This is a genomic window from Rhizobium sp. A37_96, from assembly GCF_053521765.1.
Genome location: NZ_JBNWDS010000008.1, coordinates 164,575 through 184,549 on the forward strand (window position 1 = coordinate 164,575; position 19,975 = coordinate 184,549).

A 19,975-nucleotide genomic window follows, 5' to 3' on the forward strand; every position below is an offset into this window, starting at 1 on the left:
CACATGATGCCCATGGCGCCGCCTCCCGCTCGGCCCCATGAACCCACAAAGCGATCCTGATGGCCGTGGCCACTCTTGACGCCTCACGCCTAACCTTTGGCGATTCCACGCAATTTAGAAAGTCGAAATTTGCTCCGATTTCAGTTTCGGTGAACCCAATCTTAGCATCGGGCGCCGTGTGCAGTTACGGCACAGTTGTGCCATGAGATGGAGCAGCGACCTGCTCCGGCAAGATGCTTTCTACGAGAATTGGAGCACGAGTGCTGGCAATTAAAGAACCACTCTTTGCAAACGCTAACATTAGCTCGCAATCAAGATTTTCCTTGATAGAGGCCAGCGCGTTGGAAACGACGCCTTCCTTCGTAGTTTGCAAGATCTAAAGGAAATGTAGAATTGGAAGGGGAAATCGAGGACGAGTTTCAAGAGGCTTTGAAACAATTTCTTCCAATTCTTAAATGAGCTAGGACTTAGCGGATGGAGATAGAAGTGGTCGACACAAAACTCGTGAAATTAAGCGCTGGCGTGATCGGCGACATCTTAGGCATGCTGCAATTGCCGGGTGGAAACACATTAGCAGTAGCTGCAGACGCCTGGACTGAAAAGCGCACCAGGGAGGCGACCGATGCATTTATCGATGAGATTAGTCACGGTTATCATGGTCCGATAGAGTTTAGTGCCGGCGACGTCGATCCTATGCTTGAAGTCATTCATCGCTTTAACAAAGCGGTTGAAGATGGCGCGGCGATTGAAAACCTAAAGCTGCTTGCACAGGTCATTGCCGGATTGAAAAAGAACAAAGCTCTTAGTGGCAATAACTTTCGTCGCTGGGCAAGCATTCTAGAACAAGCGACCAGAGACGAGTTGGTAATGATAGGCTTTGCTTACAGCGCAGCGCTATTCGGGCGCCAACTCGAGGACAATTCACAGACTCAATTCTGGAAAAACTTGGAAGAATCCATAACAAAAGCCGGATATACTAAACCAGAGTTTCATTCAATCGCTGCTTCTGTTAGCAGATATGGTCTCTTGATACCAACAAGCGCATTTAGTGCATTTATTTATATTGCCTCACCTTGGCTCATCGAACTAGGTGAACTAGCGAATACGGAAGCGATGAAAGAATTTTCCAACGGTCGCGATCGTAGCTAGAAAAATCCGAATTCAACAGGCTTTATTGGAAGCATGATCCAACGCAGGTGGCTTAATGCCACCTGCGTTATTTACATTCAATCGAATTTCTCGGTCGTATCAGCCTTGCCCTTCACCCAATAGCCGGATGCCTTGATCCAGCTCAGCGGATAGCCGCGTTCCTCGACCAGGTAAGTACGCAGGGCCCGCGTGACGGAGGCTTCCGCCGCGATCCAGACGAAAGTTCCGGCCTGCAGGTCGACGGATCGGAGAATGTCCATCAGCGCGGCCGGATCCGTAGCTTTCGACAGGGGCCGATGCGCCCAGCGGATATCGAGCTGCGCGCTGGTTTGAAGGATTTGATGCTCGCCAGCATCGGCAACCGCCACGATCGCAGTGATACGTGTATTCGCGGCAGCCTCCTCGACCCGACGGCCTATTGCCGGCAGCGCCGTTTCGTCGCCGATGAGCAGCCAGTTCTCGATATCGCCGGAAACGACGGCCGAGCCACGGGGGCCGCCGATCTCCAATCGATCGCCAATGCGCGCATCGAGCGCCCATTTGGTCACCGGTCCGGCCTCGTGGATGGCGAAATCGATCAGCAGCGTCCGCGCATCGGTATCATAACGGCGAGGCGTATAGTCACGCCGCTCCATCTCCTCGCCTGCGCCCGGCACGAGAATCTTGATGTGATCGTCGGGCGCCAGACTGACGAAATCGGCCAGATCATCGCCTGACAATTGCAGGCGCAACATGCCCGGCGTGATCCTTTCGATGGCCGCAACCGTCAGGGTGCGCCGCTTCAACTCATGTCGGACGCGCTCGATCTTCGGTGCAGAGACCGCCGGATTGGAAGTATGGGGATTGTCCATGTGTGTCCTTTTGAGGCGCTTCGATCTCGATCCGCAGGACACAGTCGCGCAGACCGAAGCCGCAGAGCCGTTCGATCATACGCGTTGAGTGACGTTAACGCTTACGTGGCCGGGCACTGCCCGACCAAACTGCGCTTTCTATAGAAGAAGAATGCTCGCCTCGCAACAAAAAGATGACTTTTAAAGACAAGTTTACTGGCGTGCCGGCGACGCGCTGCGGCAGCAACGCTCCGCGGGCCGGGTCGGCGCGGTCGTTTCAGCCGCGCCGACCTCGATTGGATCACTGGAGCGCCTTCTCCATCAGGCGCGCCAATCTCTCGGCAAAGGCACGCGGATCGGCCGGCTTGTCACCATCGAGAACACGCGCCTGATCGAGCAGAAGAAAGGCGGCGTCGTCACGCAAGGACGGCGCATCCGCCCTGGCAGCTATGGCTTTGACGACGGGGTGATCCATGTTGATCTCGAGGATCGGCTTGGCACCGGACTGCAGACGGCCGGCCCCCTGCAGGATCTTCTCAAGCTGCCGGTCATACCCCTGTTCGGAAGCAACAAGGCAGACAGCGCTTTCGATCAGGCGATCGGAGGCACGGACATCAGAGACCTCGTCGGCGAGCTTCTGCTTGGCGTAGTCGAGGAAGGCCTGCACGTCCGCGGGCGCGCTTTCGCTTTCCGGCTTGTCTTCGTCCTGTTTCTTGAACTGCGCAAGATCCGCGGAGCCTTGCGTGATCGACTTGAAGCTCTTGCCTTCGAATTCCGGAGCATTGGTGACCCAGAAACTGTCGACGGAATCGGTGAGCAGCAGAACTTCGATGCCGCGGGCGCGGAAGCCTTCGAGCTGCGGCGAGGCCTTCAGCTGCTCGAGGCTGCCACCAACGAGATAATAGATCGACTGCTGGCCCTCCTTGGCATCCTTGACGTAATCCGCAAGCGACCGGTAGCCGTCCGCGGACACAGTCGTGCGGAAGCGCGCGAGCGCCAGAAGTTGCGAGCGTCGCTCGAAGTCCTCGTAGATGCCTTCTTTGATGAGGCTGCCGAAGTTCTCCCAGATCTTCAGGAAGGCGTCATGGTCGCTCTCGGCCTGTTTCTCGATCGCCGTGATGATGCGGTTGGTGACGCCCTTGCGGATCGCCGTCAGGATTGGGCTTTCCTGGATCATCTCGCGCGAGACGTTCAACGGCAGATCGGTCGTATCGACAAGGCCGCGCACGAAGCGGAGATAGCGCGGCAGCAATTCCGCCTCGTCGGTGATGAAGACCCGCTTCACATAGAGCTTCATGCGGCCCTTGCGATCCGGATCGAAGAGATCGAACGGCTGCGAACCGGGCACAAAGGCGAGAGCAGAATATTCATGACGGCCTTCAGCGCGGAAATGCACCGTCAATGCCGGCTCGTCATACTGACCGGAAACGCTGCGATAGAAATCGGTGTATTCCTCGGCTGTGATGTCGTTCTTCGACTTCGTCCAGAGTGCGGTGCCGTCGGTAAGCTGCGTGGCTTCCTCGCCAGGCTTCTCGGCGATCTTGATCGGCACCGGAACATGGCCTGACTGTTCCTTGACGATGCGCTCGACGGTCCAGCGCGACGCGTAGCTCTTGGCATCCTCCATCAGGTGCAAGGTGATACGCGTGCCGCGCGCCGGAGCCTCGCCCGCATCGACAGGAGCAACGCTGTAGCCGCCTTTGCCATCGGAAGACCAGAGCCATGCGTCCTCGGCACCTGCCTTGCGCGAGACGACGTCAACGCGATCGGCCACCATGAAACAGGAGTAGAAGCCGACGCCGAACTGGCCGATGAGCTGGGCGCCCTCGCCCTGCCTGTTCGCCTCGATACGCTCCATGAAGGCGCGCGTGCCCGAGCGGGCGATCGTGCCGAGCGCTTCGATCATCTCGTCGCGGCTCATGCCGATGCCATTGTCTTCCACGACGAGCTTGCCGCCATCGGCATCGAGCGTCAGGAGGATGCGGCTGTCGGGATCGCTCGCAAGCAAGCCGGGCTCGGCGATGGCCTCGTAGCGCAGCTTCTCGCAAGCGTCGGCCGCGTTCGAGATCAGCTCGCGAAGGAAAACATCCTTGTCCGAATAAACCGAGTGAACCATCATATGCAGAAGGCGGGCAACGTCGGCCTCAAAGACGTGGCTCTCGGCGGTCTGTTCTGCGGTGGTCGCTGTCATATGCGTCTAGTCTCCTGGGAATGTTGAACGTCACGCCGAACAGGTGGCGGAAGACGAGGGAAATTTCAAGCGGGCGTTGTCATATCGAATGCCCAATCGACGAACGGCGCTCTTTCCGCAGGTGACATCGACGACTGGCAATATCCGGATTTCGCGCCAATCACACAGGTTTTACCTGAACCATCCTTCTACGCCGCGCCGTTACGGCGACATGCCATAAATTTGGCCAAGGTACGCCCAAAATCGAGCGGGTCACATTGATGGGCGCCCGAAGCCATCCGCTCGGAAGCCCATCGGATATGCTCTTCAAGAAAAGGAGACCATCGTGCAAACCCTTCGCAGTGCGTTCCTTATCGGCGCCGGCCTCATCGCAGCAGCAGGATTGGCAAGCCAGGCGCTCGCCCAACAGCAGACCAGACCACCCGCCACCAGGCATCAAATGACCGTCCGCCTGCCGGACGGCTCGCTGGAGGTGATCCGCTACAGCGGCGATCAGCCGCCGGCCGTCGAATTCCGCGGCGCTTCTGATCCGACCTCCTATACCGTCACAGCCTTCGATCCGTTCGATGACGCCTCGCCCTTTGCCGAAATGCAGCGCATTTCAGCGGAGATGGACCGCGAGACGGCGGCCATGTTCAACAACGCACAGTTCCTGGCGCAATGGCCGGCGGGGGCAGATAATGTCATGAAGATCGATCTGTCCAGGCTGCCAAAAGGTGCCCAGGGCTACACGATGATCTCGACGACATCCGGCAAGGGCACCTGCACCCGGATCACGGAATACATCAGCTCCGGCAGCGACAAGCCGCAGGTCAGGACGAGCAGCTCTGGAAATTGCGACGCATTGCAGAGCCCGGCCGCCAAGCGCGCGCACGCCATTGCTCCGCCCCCATTGTCCAAACATCAGTCGTCCGGCGTTATCGAAGCTTCTTATCGGCCAAATTCGAAAACAATCCGAACGGCCGGGCTCTTCTAGCAGCGGCGATCCAAATCCGGCAAAAGGGACGCTCGACAAGAGCGTCCCTTTTGCATATGCGCATGCGGCTACACCATTATTTCGCGTCGCAGCAGCCCGATTGCCATCCGCGCTCGGTTGCTGTAATAACTTGAGTTAAATGGGAAGGATTATTGCGCGAGAGCAACACCGGAAACCGCGAATGACGTTTCAGCCAAGAATGCAGAACAAGATCGGAGGCTTTTCCGTCATCGGCGGCATGCACCGACGCCAGTGGAACGGCATTGTCGCCGATATCTGGAATGTCAACTGCGCGGCCCATGCCGGTGGATACTATGTCGCGAACGATCCGCGTCTGTTCATTCTTCTGGAACAGCGCGGCGCAGGCACCACCAACGTTCGACAGTCGCCGCGAGCGCCGGCTCAGCTCCAGGATTACAACAGGGGGCGGATCTCCTACATTCCGGCTCGCATGGAACTCTGGGTCGATATTTCCGACGTTGAATTCGTGCGCCACCTCGATATTCACTTCAATGCGGAAATCATCAGCCAGCGGCTGATGGAGAATATCGATCCTGCGCGGCTCGATCGGCCGCAATTGCATTTCACCGACCAGCGCGTGATGGCGCTCGCTGAGCTTATCGCTGCCGAATGTGAAAATCCCGAACCGCTGCACGACCTCTATGGCGACGGTCTGACGCTTTCGCTGTTGATCGACGTGCTGCAATTGCGCGGAACTCAGCCACGCAAGCGTAGCGCCCTTGCCACCTGGCAATTGCGTCGAGCCGTGGACTACATAGAGGAAAATTGCACACGGGCCATCCGGCTGGAGGAACTGGCAGTGCTGACCGGCCTGTCGCAATCACACTTCAGCCACGCCTTCAAGGCGTCAACCGGCCTCCCTCCGCATCAATGGCAAACGCAGGCAAGGCTGGAGCGAGCCAAGGAGCTTCTCCTGAAGAGCGAAATGCCGCTGACGACAGTTGCCGTCGAAACCGGATTTGCCGACCAGGCGCATTTTACCCGCGTCTTCCGCAAGAATGTCGGCGCCGCTCCCGCAAGCTGGAAACGCAGCAGGCTTGCCTGAAGACCACAGTTCCCGAGCAATTGCATGCTTTGCGGAGAATTGCCCAAAAACGTTCAATTTCCCTCGTGACAGACAAGCTTCGCCGGTAAATATGAGTTAACTCCTCATCTTATTGAGGGATCGGCCGCCTCCGGCCGAACGGGCGTAAAATCGGGACGAACGACGGAAATGCAGGGATTGAAGAAAGACGTATCGCGAGTGTCGCTTCTGGCGACGGGCGCGGCCATTGCCGTATTGTTGGCCGGCACGCAGGTTGCGGCGCAGGAAAAGCCCACGGAATTGCAGCCGCTGGTCATTCAAGGCGGTTCGCAACAGAAGAGCGAGGACAGCGGCACCGCCCCGGTCAAGGGCTATGTCGCCAAGAAGACGACATCCGGTTCGAAGGCCGACACGCCGATCACCGAGGTGCCGCAATCGGTCTCCATCGTCGGCCAGCAGGAGATGCAGGATCGTGGCATCACCAACAAGGTGGATGAAGCGCTGCGTTACACGCCCGGCGTGACCACCCAGCCCTTCGGCAACGACGGCGATACCGACTGGTTCTATATTCGCGGCTTCGACGCGACACAGACCGGCGTCTTCCTGAACGGCCTGACGCTCTACAGCTACGGCTTCGGCGGCTTCCAGATCGATCCGTACATGCTCGAACGTGTCGAAGTCCTGAAGGGCCCGTCCTCCGTGCTCTATGGCGGCGCCAATCCCGGCGGCCTCGTCAACATGATCCGCAAGGAGCCGACCGACACTCCTCAATATTCCACCGAGATCGGCATCAACAATCTCGGCAACGCTTTCGTCGGCTTCGATTTCTCCGACAAGCTCTCGGCAGATGGCGTCTACCGCTACCGCCTGACCGGCAAGATTGCAGGCGGCGATACCTACAGCGACGGCACCCATGACCTGCGCGGCTTCATCATGCCGCAGGTGACGATCTCGCCCGACGATTCCACCAAGCTAACCGTTTTCGGCATGTTGAGCGGCCTTGATGAAATCCATAGCGGCAACGGTTTCTTTCCCTATGTCGGCACTGTCGTCGATGCGCCTTTCGGCAAGATCAAGCGCGATGCCTTTTATGGCGAACGCAGTATCGACAACCTGAAATATGCGCAGCAGATGCTCGGCTACGAGTTTTCGCACGACTTTGACGGCGGCTGGACCGTGTCGCAGAACGCGCGTTACGGCCACCTCTACAAGCGTGAGGAAGGTCCCTATCTGAACGGCTATGTGGATGGAAATCCGCTCAGCCCAGGCTATGATGACCCTAACTACATGCTGAACCGCATCGGCTTCTTCGAACGCTCGAAAGTCGATACGTTCTCGGTCGACACGCGCGCGGAGAACAAGTTCGACACGGGCCCGATCAGCCATGATTTCCTGATCGGCACCGACTATTCGATCTATCGTCTCGACCAGATTCAGGCCTGCTGCGGCTCCAATCCGATCAGCGCCACCAACCCGGTCTATGGCACGCCGCAAGGCACGAACTTCGTCTACCTCAATCAGGTCATGACGCAGCAGCAGCTCGGCGTCTATACGCAAGACCAGATGCGCTTCGGCGACGGCTGGCTGGTAACGCTCAACGGCCGCTACGATTTCGTCGATACCAATTCCGACTCGAAGATTGGCACGACCTACAAGTCGAACGAAAATGCCCCGAGCGGCCGTGCCGGACTTGCCTACGAGTTCTCCAATGGCATCACGCCCTATATCAGTGCGGGCACCTTCTTTAATCCTCTCATCGGCACCAGTGTTACCGGCGGCGGCCTGACCCCTGAAAAGGGCGAGCAGTACGAGGCTGGCGTCAAATACCAGCCAGACTTCATCGACGGCCTGTTCACGGCGTCCATCTTCCAGATCGACCGGAAGAACATGGCCCTGACTGATCCGGTCACCTTCCTGCAGCGGCAAGTCGGCGAGGTGCGTTCGCGTGGCGTCGAATTCGAAGGCAAGGTCAATCTGGACGATAACTGGAAGCTGCTCGGCTCCTATTCCTACACCGATCTGAAGATCACCAAGGATATCGACACGTCCGTCGTCGGCAACTCGCCCTATCTGGTGCCGAACTCCACCGCCTCGCTTTGGCTCGACTATGCCTTTACCAGCGATGCGCTTGAAGGTCTCAGCATCGGTGCCGGCGTGCGCTACCAGGGCAAGTCCTGGGCGGATGAAGCCAATACCCTGCGCGTGCCTTCCGCGACGCTTTTCGATGCGGGCATTCGCTATGAGAAGAAGGGATGGGGCGCCTCGCTCAACGTCGCCAACCTCTTCGACAAGGACTATGTCTCGGGTTGCGCCGGAGAGAATGTCTGCGGCTATGGCGATGCCAGAACCGTCACCTTCAAGCTCAGCAAGAAGTGGTAAGTTGATAAAAAAAGTATACTTTCTTTCTCCATCGTGGCAAAGAGCCGGGGATTGCCGCAAGGCAATCCTCGAACTCGTTTGAAACCAGGGGCGACGCCCGAATGACGGCGCAACAGCGGCAGCGAATTTTCAGCGTCGGCATGAGAGCTTCTCCCCATCCGCAGCGTCAACCGGTCAGCGATCTTCCATGACGGCAATAAACGCTCATATGCTATCGCGTCGGCAACTTCTGGCCATGGCGGCGGTCGGCGCGATTGGCCTGAAACCGGCACGCGCGGCGGCAGGCCCGCGCGTGGCGACGCTCGATTGGGCTGTTTTGGAAACCCTGCTTGCGATCGGCGCCAATGTGGTCGCCGGAACCGAGCTGCTGCAGTTCCGGGACGTCGCGGTGACGCCCGCCATTCCTGCAGGCGTCGCCGATCTCGGGCTGCGCGGCACACCGAACTTCGAAGTCCTGTATGCCGCCATGCCGGAGTTGATCTTCAACTCGAATTTCTATGCCTGGGCCGATGATCGCCTGCGCCTGATCGCACCGGTCGAGAGCCATGCCGTCTATCGGCCGGGCGCCAGTCCCTATCGGCTTTCCGAGCAGATGACGCTTGCGATTGGCGAACGGCTAGGTCTGCCAACCGGCCATGCGCTCGTCGACACCACGCGGGCAAAGCTGGAAGCCCACCGCATCATCTTCGGCAAGGGCGATCATCGCCCCATCCTGCCGATCAATCTGGGTGATTCCAGACATTTTCGCGTTTTCGGCTCCGATAGCATGTTCGGAGAGGTTCTGGCCCGGACCGGCCTCATCAATGCCTGGCCGGATCTGACGAGCTATTCGGCGACGGCGCCCGTTGGCATCGAGCGCCTCGCCGCCATGCCGGAGGCATGGATCGTCCTGATCCCGCCGCACCCGGCGGAAGCATTGGAAGAGCTCCGGCAAAGTGCCTTCTGGAAGGCGCTCCCGCCGGTGCAAGAGGGCCGCGTTCTTCTCCTCGGCTCGATTAACCCCTATGGCGCGCTGCCGGCGGCGGAGCGTTTTGCCGATCTCCTTGCAGGAGGACTGACCCGTGCATGGAATGGTTGAGCGGCCCATGATCGCCAGAAGCACGTTGCTGGCGCGCAACGGCGTCGCGCTCGGCGTCGTCTGCACCCTTGCATTTGCAGCACTGGTCGCCCTGCGGCCGCAGCTTGCCAAGGACATGCGCGATGCGGTCGCCCTCAACCGCATCCTGCTGATCGACAGCCTGCTGCCGCGATCAGCCGTCGCGATCATCGCCGGCGCGGCGCTTGGCCTTTCCGGCGCCTTGTTGCAACGGGTCCTGCGCAATCCGATCGCCGACGCCTCGACCCTCGGTATCGCAGCCGGCGCACAGCTGGCGATGACGATCGCAGTCGGCCTCTTTCCACTGCTCGTCGGCCTTCCACGCGAATTTTCGGCCTTTGCCGGCGGGCTTGCCGCTGTCCTGATCGTACTGGCCTTGAGTTGGCGACGAGGTCTCGATCCGGTGACCGTGGCTCTGTGCGGCATGATGGTAACCCTGGTCGCCGGCGCTCTCAGCGTCACCATTATTCTAGCGCGCGGTGAATATGCCATGTCCGTGTTCATCTGGGGCGCGGGAGCGCTAAACCAGCAAAGTTGGGACGGCGTCATAACGCTGGCACCCCGCCTCGCCATCGGCTTTGCGGCGGCACTGTTGCTCCTTCGCCCTCTCACCGTCATGAGCCTTGACGACAACAGCGCCAAAAGCCTCGGTCTGGCGTTGCACAGCATGCGCTTTGTCGTCCTGGCTCTTGCCGTCTGGCTTGCGGCTTCGGTGACGGCGCAGGTTGGCGTCATTGGCTTCCTCGGGCTCGCCGCGCCCCATCTCGCCCGGTTTTGCGGCGCACGCCGCACCAGACAATTGCTCGTCGCAGCGCCCATTGCCGGCGCAGGATTATTGTTCCTCACGGATTGCGCCGTGCAGCTCCTTTCACCGGGATTCACCGATCTTGCACCGACAGGCGCGGCGACCGCGCTTCTGGGCGGGCCGCTATTGCTCCTGCTCCTGCCGCGCCTGCATTCGACGAGTGCGCTGCGGCCGGACAGCGCTCCTCGGCCGCGATCAAACCTTGCCGCACCCAAGATGGCTCTGGCCGCGCTCGTTATCGGCGTCATCCTGCTGACGACCTTGGCACTATCGGCAGGGCGCAGCATCGACGGCTGGCAATTGGCTTTCGGCGTCCGGTTCTGGGAGCTTCTGCCTTTTCGCCTGCCGCGCACCGTCGTTTCAGCCACGGCCGGCGCCATGCTGGCCGCAGCCGGCTTTATCATGCAGCGCCTGACCGGCAATCCGCTTGCAAGCCCTGAGGTTCTGGGCGTCAGCGCCGGCAGCGGCGCCGGGCTCACGGCAGCGCTTTTCCTCTTTGCGTTCCCCTCGCCTGCCATCACCATTATCGCGATGACGATCGGCGCTCTGGTCGCGTTCCTCGCCATGATGGCATTCAGCGCTCGCGGAAACTTCGGCCCGGAGCGTCTTCTGCTTTCCGGGATCGCGATCGGCGCCCTCTCGATGGCAATCGTCACCGTCGTTCTTGCCCGCGGCGATCTGCGCGGCTATCTCCTGCTGACCTGGCTGTCGGGGTCCACCAATCGCGCCGGCTCCTTCGAAGCATGGACGGGAATTATCTCGGCCGCGCTTCTTATCCCGATGCTGCCGCTTCTGCGGCGGTGGTTTGATGTTCTGCCGCTCGGCGGCGACGTCGCCCGCTCTGTCGGCCTCTCCGTTGCAATCAGCAGGCTCGCTTTGGCTATCCTGGCAGCCCTTCTCACCGCCATCCCATCCTTTCTCGTCGGCCCCCTAAGCCTCACAGGGCTGATAGCGCCGCATCTCGCGCGGCTTGTCGGCTTTCGCGAGATCGGCAAACAGCTGATCGCCAGCCTGTTGTTCGGCGCCATGCTGCTGACGCTTGCCGACTGGCTGTCTCGAATGGTGATCTTTCCCTACGAGGTTCCGGTCGGCCTGTTCGCCGCCCTGATCGGCGGCCCCTATCTCATCTGGTTCCTGACCCGCAAGGAGACTACGCAATGATGCATGCAAGGGATTTCACTGCCTCCGGCGTTGCCACGCATAAGGATGCCGGTCAATTGCTGGATCAATTCTGCGCACGTTTCGCCGAGCACGTCACGATCACGCGCAGTGCCGCCGGAGCTCGCCTGGAGACAGTCATCGGCAGCGCCGACATCGCTGTCAGCAATGACCGCCTCGACATCCGGCTGCGTTGCCCGACCGCAGCCATGCTCTTCACCGTCCGCAGCATGGTCGCCGAAAACCTCTTCGAACTCTCAACGGGCAACACCCTCGATCTGAATTGGGCCGATGGACCGCAGCCGTCGGCCATACCGAATTTTCGGGAGATCAGCGTTATCGACGCCTATAATATCACACCGCACATGCGCCGCGTTGTGGTCGCAACCGACGACGCCAGGCATTTCGTCGAGGGCGGGATGCATGTCCGCCTTCTCATTCCGCCGAAGGGCCGCGAGCCGGTCTGGCCGCATACGGAACCCGACGGACGCATCCACTGGCCGAAGGGCGAAGACGAGCTGACCCTTCGCGCCTATACGATCCGCAGCATCGATCTTGCCCGTGGCACGATGAACATCGATTTCGTTGTGCACGAAGGCGACAACATTCCAGGAGCAACATGGGCGATGACCGCGCAACCCGGCGATCGTGCCGGCCTCATCGGGCCGGGCGGCGGCGGCGTACCGGCTGCCCGCAAGCTCATTCTGGCCGGCGATGAAACCGCGCTCCCGGCCATTGCCCGCATTGCGGCCGCGATGCCGGCGCAAGCGGACTTGCGCATCTTCCTCGAGGTAGCCGACGGGCAGGAGGAGCAGACGCTCGTTTCCAGTGCCTCGATGGATGTCACCTGGCTGCATCGCAATGGTACGGCGCCTGGCGCATCCGATGCGCTGGAGCGCATTCTGCGCGATATCGTACCCGCCGCCGACCCGCAGACTTACGTCTGGGCCGCGTGCGAGCAAAGGCAAGCCCGTGCCATCCGCGCCTTCGTCAAGAGCGAATTGGCCAGGGATCCCGCCACCTTCAGCGTCGCCGCCTATTGGCAACGCTGAGCCAGCAGGGATCGAGGACAGGAGTGCTTTGCTCTCGTTGGAAAGTGGCCGTATGATTTCTCCTCTTGGACGCTCGGGGAGGATGAGGGCGGATGGAGGTTGCAGGCCAGAAGATTCATTTGAGTTATGGTGCCGAGCCCGGCATTCGCTTTGCCGTCCTTCTCGACGGCAATGGCGGCTGTCGCGAAATCGGCGCAGCAGGTCTGCAGCGCTGGACGCCTGAAGACGGCATTCTGTGGGTCCACCTCGAACGTGACCACGATGCGGCAGCAACATGGGTCACGAGCAGCGGCGGTTTCGATCCTCTCGTCGCGGACGCGCTGCTGGAAGATGAATCCCGCCCGCGTGTGGAACCGGTCGAAGAGGGTCTGCTGATCATCCTTCGCGGTGTCTGCGCGACCCCTCCCCAGGAGGCGGAAAAAACGGCCGATGAGCTCGATCTCGTGCCCCTCCATGCCTGGGTGGAAGAGAACCGCGTCGTCACGCTCCGTGACAGCGGACACTACATCACCGCTCTTCGCGACATTCGCCAGGCGCTCGAGAAAGGCAAAGGTCCGAAACGCGCCGGAGAGTTGCTCGCCCTCGTCAGCGACAAGCTCGTCAGAGACCTGGAACCTGTCCTCGACCAGATGGACGAGGAGGTGGACGAACTCGATGAACTGATCTTCCATGGAGAGGCCGCCGAAGTCCGCGAGCGTCTCAAATTACTTCGCAGACGAGCCGTACAGTTGCGACGCTATCTCTCACCGCAACGCGACGCCCTCAACCGTATCGAGCATGACGATGCGCCCTGGCTTACCGAGCGCGACAAACTCCGGATGCGCGAAGTCATCGACAAGCTCATGCGCTGCATCGAATATCTGGACGCCATCCGCGACCGGACCAGCATTCTGCATGACGACCTTTCCACCGTGATCAGCGAACGCATTGCCCGCAATTCCAACCGGCTTGCCGCACTTGCCGCGCTACTTCTGCCGCCGAGTGTCGTCGCCGGCCTCTTCGGCATGAATGTCGGTGGCATTCCGGGCGTCAACGACACATGGGCGTTCGTCGTTATCGTCGCATTGGTGGCCATCACGTCCATCGTCACGCTCTACATATTGAAACGCATCAACTGGCTTTGATTGCGGGGAACCGCCGGCGTTCTGCGGCGTTCTTCGTCCATCATATCCAAGGGGTTGATATCATGCATCGCCAAGCATGCCTCCTCGCAATCCTCGCCGTATTTTGTGCCGCGCCACCCGCTGCGGCCGACGAGGCGGGATTTCTGAAGCCGCTCGACGGCAATTGGACGGGAAACGGCAAGGTGCTTCGAAAGATTGGCGGAGCGCCCATCAACGTTTCCTGCAAATTCAATATCAGCGCACCGGGTTCTTCAATCTCGATGAAAGGCAACTGCCGCGGCCTGCTTGTCGTCAGCCGTTCGGTCTCGGCCGAGCTTGCCGCACGAGGAACACGCTATTCCGGCACCTATGTCGGCCCGTCCGGCGCGCCGTCACAGCTCTCGGGAAGCCGGCAAGGCAGCGTCATCAATCTCGCGGTGCACTGGGCGCGTATGGTCAACGGCGACCGGAACGCCAACATGACAATCCGCAAGCAGGGCGGCAGCCGGCTGACGATCGAAACGATCGACAAGGACCTGAACTCCGGCAAATCGGTCGTCACGAGCCAAATCGACCTGCGCCGGCAATGAGGGGTCTGACGGGTGGCGCATTCCTGGAGAATGTCGGTGGTGCAGCTTTCTCGCTGGCGAGGATCCGAAGCATGCTGCCTCGACGACACCGGAGAACAGCAATGCCCGGCCGGCTTGACTTTCTCCATTCAATATGAGAACATAAAGTGAACATATGGAGATATCCATGACCAAGGCCGAACAAGTCATCGAACGTGCAATGAGCTTTGTCGCTGTATCGAAGGCGCTTAGGGAGCGCGAACAGGAGCGGCGCGCCGACTGGACGCGCCGGGTCGAAATCAGCCGGCCGCTACCGCCCTTGCCGCGCGCCGTTCAGCTCTCGTTGAAACTCGACAGCTGAAGCGGCGGAGGCGGTAACAGCACCCGGCAGGCTGTGAAGCGCCCGCCGAAAGGCGGGCGCTCTGGTTTCAGGCTGCGTCAGGCCTTGATGAACTCGAGCAGATCGGCATTGATGACGTCGGCATGGGTGGTTGCCATGCCGTGCGGGAAGCCCTTGTAGGTCTTCAGCGTGCCGTGCTTGAGAAGCTTGATCGACAGCAGCGCCGAATCCGCGATCGGAACGATCTGGTCGTCCTCGCCGTGCAGAACCAGCGTCGGCACGTCGATCTTCTGCAGATCCTCGGTGAAGTCCGTTTCCGAAAAGGCCTTGATGCAATCGTAGTGCGCCTTGGCGCCGCCCATCATGCCCTGGCGCCACCAATTCTGGATCACGCCCTGGCTGACCTTCGCATCCGGCCGGTTGAAGCCGTAGAACGGCCCGCTGGGCACGTCGAGGAAGAATTGCGCCCGATTGGCAACGAGGGCCGCGCGGAAGCCGTCGAAGACTTCGATCGGCAGGCCGCCCGGGTTCTTGTCGGACTTGACCATGATCGGCGGCACGGCGCCGATCAGGACCGCTTTGGCGACGCGGCCCTTCCTGGCGCGGGCAACATAGTGGGCGACCTCGCCGCCGCCCGTCGAATGGCCGATGTGCACCGCATTCTTGAGGTCGAGATGCTCGGCAAGCTCGGCAACGTCGGCAGCATAGGTATCCATCTCGTTGCCGGTCGCCGTCTGGCTGGAGCGGCCGTGACCGCGCCGGTCATGCGCGATGACGCGATAGCCCTTCTCCAGGAAGAACATCATCTGGGCGTCCCAGTCGTCGGCGCTCAACGGCCAGCCGTGATGGAAGACGATCGGCTGCGCATCGCGTGAGCCCCAGTCCTTGTAAAAGATCTGAGTGCCGTCTTTGGTGGTGATCGTGCTGCTGCTCATTGTGTCCGTACCTTTCGAAGATGGTTGCTTTGTAGAGGCTTGTGCAGGTTGAGCGAAGGGGGTGACGGCCGCAGCGGCGGCAAGGCCGAGCCCGGCTGTCATAACCCCCCGGCGGGTAGCTTGATGGATCGACTGGCTCATTTCAATCTCCACTTTGAAATTTATCGCACGATTTATTATCGCGACATGAATAGGCATACGCCCTTCGATCTTCCTTGTCTACGACAAATTTAGTTCGCGATTATTTATTGCGATAAATAAATGAGCGAGCCTTGGCTACCGGCCAAGCCCAACGGCACGCCTTGTTGCTTCCGGTGACTTGTCGGCGACGCCTGCCGCGCCGACCGCGAATTGCGCGCAGATATTATTGCGCCGGCCTGTCGGCAAAATGCGCGATCGCGAACTCGGCGACCCTGCCGATCGCCTTCTGTGCGTCGTCCAGCCAGAACGGGAAGATCTGCCACTGATGGATCATCCCCGGCCAGATTTCCACGCTCACAGTCCCACCCGCCTGGCGAATCCTGTCTGCCAGGCGCGTGCTGTCATCGAGCAGCGTCTCACGCGAGCCCACCTGTATCAGCATCGGCGGAAAGCCGGAGAAATTGCCATAAAGCGGCGATATGTCGGGATCGGCGAGGGAACGGTCCCCAACGAATGCGCTGCTGATAAGGGCCAACTCGTTCTTGCCCATGAACGGATCGTTGCTGGCGTTGGTGGCTAACGATGCCCCCGTCGCAGTAAAGTCGGTGACCGGGCTCATGGCAACCACAGCCGCAGGAAGCGTTCCCCTGAGGCGCATCTGGTTCAGGACGACCTCGATTGCCAGGGTCGCCCCGACGGACTCGCCGACAATGACGATGTTGCTGGGCTTGTACCCGGACGACAGAAGCCAGCGATAACCTGCCACCGCATCGTCTCTTTGCGCGGGAAAGCCGTTTTCGGGTGTGAGACGATAGTCGATCAGAAGCACATCGGCCGATGTTGCCTTGGCGAGCGCGGCAGCGACATTGCGATGCGTTCTGAGCGAACCGCTATAGAAGCCGCCGCCATGCAGATAGAGGACCGCGCGCCGGCCGATCGGGTGATGTAACCGTGCGGGCCAGATCAGATTGCCATCCACGCCGTTGGCGTCGACCCGCCGGATCTGCACCCGCGTCGGATCCGGTGTCGAAGCCATCAATGTCTCAAAGCCCGCGCGCCGCTGTCCAAGGTCCGGACCGGACATGGCGCCGCTGTCGCGCAAGGTGCCGATCAGCTTCTCGACCTGCTGGATAGAAGACTTCGTCTGCGGCGCTATTCCGGGCGTCTCGGCGGCGATAGCCCGAGGCATCTGCAAAAAGGCTGCGGCGATCGTAACGACCGCCGCGAGGGCAAAACAGGACATGCAGCGAAATGATCGGAACTCATTCATAAGAGACGCCTTTTCCGCGACCGAACACGATGTTGTGAGGCTACGGTCGCAGAAACCCGGTTCGTGTCAAGCGGGAGAAATGGCGGGATCGGCGGTTCTGGCGCCTGCCTATCGGCCTTCCATTGCGCTCGGATGAAAGCTCCCGCTGCTATCGGCGGATCAGCCGGCCCTACGATTTGCAGCCAGCAGACGGGCCATGATTGCCTCTCTCGCCCTTCGCGAGCCAGAAAGACGCTGCCTCGTGGCCGCCAGCACCTCCGCGCTTGCCTCGTCGGGCGTTCCCGAGTGGAACGGCGGCTCCGGTGCATATTCCAGTGAAAGCTGGATCTCTTCCGCCTGCCGCTGATCGCGCAGGGCCGCGACGATGGTCAGCCCGAAATCGATACCGGCGGTAACACCGCCCGCGGTAAAGAGATTGCCGTCCCGAACGACGCGGCCGGGCGTGGCGATCGCACCGAAATCGGCAAGAAAATCACGCGCGTTCCAATGGGTCGTCGCTCTTTTGCCTTCCAGCAAGCCGGCGGCGCCAAGGACAAGGGCGCCGGTGCAGACGGATGTCAGGAAACGCGCGCCGGCAGCCTGCGCCCGGACAAATGACAGCACGGCTTCGTCTTCGAGCAAGGCATTGACGCCGCTGCCGCCCGGCACGCAGACGACATCGAGCTGCGGGCATTCGGCAAAGGCGGTCGTCGCCTGCAACACCAGTTTTGTCGCCGAAATGATCGGCCCCTTATCCTTCCAGACCAGATGGACCTCGGCATCCTCCATCGATGCGAATATCTCATAGGGCGCGGTCAGATCGAGTTGCTGGACGCCGGGAAAGGCAAGCAGGCCGAAGCGGATGGTCATGATACGTCTCCAATGATTGACACCTGCGAGCTTATGCGACAACAATCTGGCATACTTGCCAAACCACCGTCATTTTGTGCCAATCATGCGCCGCATCGAAATTCTCGCCTTCGACAACGCACAGCTGCTCGATATCGCCGGCCCGCTGCAGGTCTTCACCAGCGCCAACGAGGCGGCATTCGAGGCTGGACGGGAAAAACCTTATGAAGCAATCGCCGTCGCCATGGGCGGGCGCACGAAGACCAGTTCCGGCCTTGCGCTCGTGACGACCCCGCTTGGCGAAGCAGGCGGTCCGATCGACACATTGATCGTCGCGGGCGGTTGGGGTGTCAACAAGGCCTGCGAAGACGTGATCCTGCTTGAATGGATACGCAGACGATCGGCAAGTGCCCGGCGCACCGCCTCCGTCTGCAGCGGCGCCTTTCTTCTCGCCGAAGCCGGGCTTCTGGATGGGCGCCGCGCCGCAACCCATTGGAACCGCTGCGACGAATTCACCCGACGCTTCCCAAAGGTAAAGCTCGAGCCCGATCCCATCTTCGTTCGGGACGGATCGATCTGGAGTTCGGCCGGTGTGACGGCGGGCATCGATCTTTCGCTCGCCCTGGTGGAAGCGGATCTCGGGCGCAAGCTGGCGCTTGCGGTTGCGCGTGAGCTCGTCGTCTTTCTCAAGCGTCCCGGCGGCCAGGCGCAGTTCAGTTCGGCGCTGCGCCTGCAGGAGAACGACGAGCGCTTCGATCGCCTGCACGGCTGGATCACGGACAATTTGCGCGCCGACCTTTCCTTGCCGGCGCTCGCCGAACAGGCAAATATGAGTGCCCGCAGCTTTTCCCGCCACTATCTGAAGGCGACCGGCCGCACGCCGGCGCGAGCGGTGGAGGAAATCCGCATCGAGGCCGCCCGTCGTCTTCTGGAGGAAGGCCTGACGGTGCATCAGGCGCGCATGCGATGCGGTTTCAGCTCGGAAGAGACCATGCGGCGCAACTTCATGCGAAAATTCGGCACCACGCCGCAGGCGTTCCGCGATCATTTCGCCTGAAAAGATCAAGGCCGACACGACCCGCCCCACTCCCAGGCAAGCGGTGCCGTCCCCGCACAAATACCGCCTCAGCAACCTTCCGAAACCGGTTGACTCGTCTTAGTTTGGCCAAATCGGATTCAAGACAAGGTTCTGCAGAATGGTAACGCACCGCTTCTCCCCCACCGTCTACCACAATGTCATCGGTTCGCTGCCGCCGGCCTTGCATATCGCCGACGGCGATACGGTTGTCACCGAAACGCTCGATGCCGCCGGCTACGACAAACACGACGTTCACCGTATCTCCGGCCCCAATCCGATGAACGGACCGATCTTCGTCGACGGCGCGGAGCCGGGCGATTCCCTCAAGGTCGAGATCCTTGCCATGCTGCCGACGCGCGATACGGGCTTCACCCGCAGCGTCGTCGCGAGCAATGTCGTCGATCCGCAGGACGTGCGCGCCTTGCCGGCAAGCCAAAAGGTCATCTGGCAGATCGACCGCGAAGCCCGGACGACGCGGCTCGCCGAACCCGTCGCGGGCCTCGAAACCCTGACCCTGCCGCTCTCGCCGATGATCGGCTGCTTCGGTGTCGCGCCCGCGCTCGGCCAGGCCATATCGACCGCCACCAGCGGCGAGTTCGGCGGCAATATGGACTATCGCCTGCTCGGCCCGGGCACGACCGTCTGGTTTCCGGTGTCGGCGCCCGGCGCGCTCTTCTTCCTGGGCGATTGCCATGCAGTGCAGGGAGACGGCGAGATCGTCGGCACCGGGATCGAAACCACCTTCGAGGTCACTGTCCGGCTAAGCGTGGAAAAGAAAAAGACGATCGTCTGGCCGCGCGGCGAGACGGCGGACGATATTTTCACCATCGGCAATGCGCGACCGCTCGACCAGGCCTTGCAGCACGCAACCAGCGAAATGCTGCGCTGGCTTGGCTCCGACTACGGCCTCGACAGGACCGCCGCCAGCCATCTGCTCGGCCAGGTCGTGCGCTACGATGTCGGCAACGTCTTCGATCCCGCCTATACCATGGCCTGCCGCGTTTCGAAATCCTGGCTCAAGCGCCGCTAA

General features: G+C 60.7%; 17 protein-coding genes. 12 read left to right on the forward strand and 5 right to left on the reverse strand.

The features are described 5' to 3' along the window. Positions 1 to 474: 474 nt before the first annotated feature. Positions 475 to 1,149 (forward strand): hypothetical protein, encoded by a 675-nt coding sequence (locus ACQZ6J_RS20800; RefSeq protein ID WP_449085443.1) that lies wholly within the window; start codon positions 475 to 477, stop codon positions 1,147 to 1,149. Positions 1,150 to 1,226: 77 nt separating this feature from the next. On the opposite strand, the gene ACQZ6J_RS20805 is transcribed toward ACQZ6J_RS20800, so the two are convergent. Together ACQZ6J_RS20805 and htpG are read right to left on the reverse strand one after the other, a co-directional pair. Continuing rightward, positions 1,227 to 2,000 carry a siderophore-interacting protein gene (locus ACQZ6J_RS20805; RefSeq protein WP_449085444.1) on the reverse strand — a complete coding sequence of 258 codons (774 nt, stop codon included), beginning with the start codon at positions 1,998 to 2,000 and terminating at the stop codon, positions 1,227 to 1,229. Between the two features lie 280 nt (positions 2,001 to 2,280). Continuing rightward, positions 2,281 to 4,170 carry a molecular chaperone HtpG gene (gene htpG, locus ACQZ6J_RS20810; RefSeq protein ID WP_449085445.1) on the reverse strand — a complete coding sequence of 630 codons (1,890 nt, stop codon included), beginning with the start codon at positions 4,168 to 4,170 and terminating at the stop codon, positions 2,281 to 2,283. 325 nt (positions 4,171 to 4,495) lie between these two features. Between htpG and ACQZ6J_RS20815 the strand changes: the two genes are divergently transcribed. The 9 genes from ACQZ6J_RS20815 to ACQZ6J_RS20855 all read left to right on the forward strand — a co-directional run bounded on the left by ACQZ6J_RS20815 (position 4,496) and on the right by ACQZ6J_RS20855 (position 14,714). Then, positions 4,496 to 5,146 (forward strand): hypothetical protein, encoded by a 651-nt coding sequence (locus tag ACQZ6J_RS20815; RefSeq protein ID WP_449085446.1) that lies wholly within the window; start codon positions 4,496 to 4,498, stop codon positions 5,144 to 5,146. 181 nt (positions 5,147 to 5,327) lie between these two features. Then, positions 5,328 to 6,212 carry a helix-turn-helix domain-containing protein gene (locus tag ACQZ6J_RS20820; RefSeq protein WP_449085447.1) on the forward strand — a complete coding sequence of 295 codons (885 nt, stop codon included), beginning with the start codon at positions 5,328 to 5,330 and terminating at the stop codon, positions 6,210 to 6,212. Positions 6,213 to 6,380: 168 nt separating this feature from the next. Then, the gene (locus ACQZ6J_RS20825) at positions 6,381 to 8,570 is read left to right on the forward strand and encodes a TonB-dependent siderophore receptor (RefSeq protein ID WP_449085448.1); all 2,190 of its coding nucleotides are present in this window, start codon (positions 6,381 to 6,383) and stop codon (positions 8,568 to 8,570) included. Positions 8,571 to 8,757: 187 nt separating this feature from the next. Beyond that, the gene (locus ACQZ6J_RS20830) at positions 8,758 to 9,648 is read left to right on the forward strand and encodes an ABC transporter substrate-binding protein (RefSeq protein ID WP_449085449.1); all 891 of its coding nucleotides are present in this window, start codon (positions 8,758 to 8,760) and stop codon (positions 9,646 to 9,648) included. A 7-nt stretch (positions 9,649 to 9,655) separates the two neighbouring features. Next, the gene (gene fhuB, locus ACQZ6J_RS20835; RefSeq protein ID WP_449085450.1) at positions 9,656 to 11,632 is read left to right on the forward strand and encodes a Fe(3+)-hydroxamate ABC transporter permease FhuB; all 1,977 of its coding nucleotides are present in this window, start codon (positions 9,656 to 9,658) and stop codon (positions 11,630 to 11,632) included. After that, positions 11,629 to 12,681 (forward strand): DUF2218 domain-containing protein, encoded by a 1,053-nt coding sequence (locus tag ACQZ6J_RS20840; protein WP_449085451.1) that lies wholly within the window; start codon positions 11,629 to 11,631, stop codon positions 12,679 to 12,681. The genes fhuB and ACQZ6J_RS20840 overlap by 4 nt, the downstream gene beginning before the upstream one ends. A 92-nt stretch (positions 12,682 to 12,773) precedes the next feature. Continuing rightward, positions 12,774 to 13,805: a CorA family divalent cation transporter gene (locus ACQZ6J_RS20845; RefSeq protein ID WP_163988584.1), complete on the forward strand. Its 1,032-nt coding sequence runs from the start codon at positions 12,774 to 12,776 to the stop codon at positions 13,803 to 13,805. Positions 13,806 to 13,867: 62 nt separating this feature from the next. Then, a complete protein-coding gene (locus ACQZ6J_RS20850) occupies positions 13,868 to 14,374 on the forward strand; it encodes a hypothetical protein (RefSeq protein ID WP_449085452.1) in 507 nt (168 codons plus the stop codon). A 166-nt stretch (positions 14,375 to 14,540) separates the two neighbouring features. Continuing rightward, positions 14,541 to 14,714 carry a hypothetical protein gene (locus ACQZ6J_RS20855; RefSeq protein ID WP_204326669.1) on the forward strand — a complete coding sequence of 58 codons (174 nt, stop codon included), beginning with the start codon at positions 14,541 to 14,543 and terminating at the stop codon, positions 14,712 to 14,714. Between the two features lie 77 nt (positions 14,715 to 14,791). Here ACQZ6J_RS20855 and ACQZ6J_RS20860 read toward each other — a convergent pair whose 3' ends face one another. The 3 genes from ACQZ6J_RS20860 to ACQZ6J_RS20870 all read right to left on the reverse strand — a co-directional run bounded on the left by ACQZ6J_RS20860 (position 14,792) and on the right by ACQZ6J_RS20870 (position 17,888). Then, positions 14,792 to 15,628 carry an alpha/beta fold hydrolase gene (locus ACQZ6J_RS20860; protein WP_449085453.1) on the reverse strand — a complete coding sequence of 279 codons (837 nt, stop codon included), beginning with the start codon at positions 15,626 to 15,628 and terminating at the stop codon, positions 14,792 to 14,794. Positions 15,629 to 15,992: 364 nt separating this feature from the next. After that, positions 15,993 to 17,012 carry an alpha/beta hydrolase gene (locus ACQZ6J_RS20865; RefSeq protein WP_449085454.1) on the reverse strand — a complete coding sequence of 340 codons (1,020 nt, stop codon included), beginning with the start codon at positions 17,010 to 17,012 and terminating at the stop codon, positions 15,993 to 15,995. A 186-nt stretch (positions 17,013 to 17,198) separates the two neighbouring features. Then, positions 17,199 to 17,888, reverse strand: a complete 690-nt coding sequence (locus ACQZ6J_RS20870; protein ID WP_449085455.1) for a DJ-1/PfpI family protein — start codon at positions 17,886 to 17,888, stop codon at positions 17,199 to 17,201. An 85-nt stretch (positions 17,889 to 17,973) separates the two neighbouring features. Here ACQZ6J_RS20870 and ACQZ6J_RS20875 point away from each other — a divergent pair, with 85 nt between their 5' ends. Both ACQZ6J_RS20875 and ACQZ6J_RS20880 read left to right on the forward strand, forming a co-directional pair. Next, positions 17,974 to 18,924, forward strand: coding sequence for a GlxA family transcriptional regulator (locus tag ACQZ6J_RS20875; protein WP_449085456.1), 951 nt, complete (start codon positions 17,974 to 17,976; stop codon positions 18,922 to 18,924). A 139-nt stretch (positions 18,925 to 19,063) separates the two neighbouring features. Beyond that, the gene (locus ACQZ6J_RS20880) at positions 19,064 to 19,975 is read left to right on the forward strand and encodes an acetamidase/formamidase family protein (RefSeq protein WP_449085457.1); all 912 of its coding nucleotides are present in this window, start codon (positions 19,064 to 19,066) and stop codon (positions 19,973 to 19,975) included.

What these genes read in the sequence shown, in the direction of transcription:
- ACQZ6J_RS20800 (WP_449085443.1), top strand. Translation starts at nt 475, where the DNA reads ATGGAGATAGAAGTGGTCGACACAAAACTCGTGAAATTAAGCGCTGGC.
- ACQZ6J_RS20805 (WP_449085444.1), bottom strand. Translation starts at nt 2,000, where the DNA reads ATGGACAATCCCCATACTTCCAATCCGGCGGTCTCTGCACCGAAGATC.
- htpG (WP_449085445.1), bottom strand. Translation starts at nt 4,170, where the DNA reads ATGACAGCGACCACCGCAGAACAGACCGCCGAGAGCCACGTCTTTGAG.
- ACQZ6J_RS20820 (WP_449085447.1), top strand. Translation starts at nt 5,328, where the DNA reads ATGACGTTTCAGCCAAGAATGCAGAACAAGATCGGAGGCTTTTCCGTC.
- ACQZ6J_RS20825 (WP_449085448.1), top strand. Translation starts at nt 6,381, where the DNA reads ATGCAGGGATTGAAGAAAGACGTATCGCGAGTGTCGCTTCTGGCGACG.
- ACQZ6J_RS20830 (WP_449085449.1), top strand. Translation starts at nt 8,758, where the DNA reads ATGACGGCAATAAACGCTCATATGCTATCGCGTCGGCAACTTCTGGCC.
- fhuB (WP_449085450.1), top strand. Translation starts at nt 9,656, where the DNA reads ATGATCGCCAGAAGCACGTTGCTGGCGCGCAACGGCGTCGCGCTCGGC.
- ACQZ6J_RS20840 (WP_449085451.1), top strand. Translation starts at nt 11,629, where the DNA reads ATGATGCATGCAAGGGATTTCACTGCCTCCGGCGTTGCCACGCATAAG.
- ACQZ6J_RS20845 (WP_163988584.1), top strand. Translation starts at nt 12,774, where the DNA reads ATGGAGGTTGCAGGCCAGAAGATTCATTTGAGTTATGGTGCCGAGCCC.
- ACQZ6J_RS20850 (WP_449085452.1), top strand. Translation starts at nt 13,868, where the DNA reads ATGCATCGCCAAGCATGCCTCCTCGCAATCCTCGCCGTATTTTGTGCC.
- ACQZ6J_RS20855 (WP_204326669.1), top strand. Translation starts at nt 14,541, where the DNA reads ATGACCAAGGCCGAACAAGTCATCGAACGTGCAATGAGCTTTGTCGCT.
- ACQZ6J_RS20860 (WP_449085453.1), bottom strand. Translation starts at nt 15,628, where the DNA reads ATGAGCAGCAGCACGATCACCACCAAAGACGGCACTCAGATCTTTTAC.
- ACQZ6J_RS20865 (WP_449085454.1), bottom strand. Translation starts at nt 17,012, where the DNA reads ATGTCCTGTTTTGCCCTCGCGGCGGTCGTTACGATCGCCGCAGCCTTT.
- ACQZ6J_RS20870 (WP_449085455.1), bottom strand. Translation starts at nt 17,888, where the DNA reads ATGACCATCCGCTTCGGCCTGCTTGCCTTTCCCGGCGTCCAGCAACTC.
- ACQZ6J_RS20875 (WP_449085456.1), top strand. Translation starts at nt 17,974, where the DNA reads ATGCGCCGCATCGAAATTCTCGCCTTCGACAACGCACAGCTGCTCGAT.
- ACQZ6J_RS20880 (WP_449085457.1), top strand. Translation starts at nt 19,064, where the DNA reads ATGGTAACGCACCGCTTCTCCCCCACCGTCTACCACAATGTCATCGGT.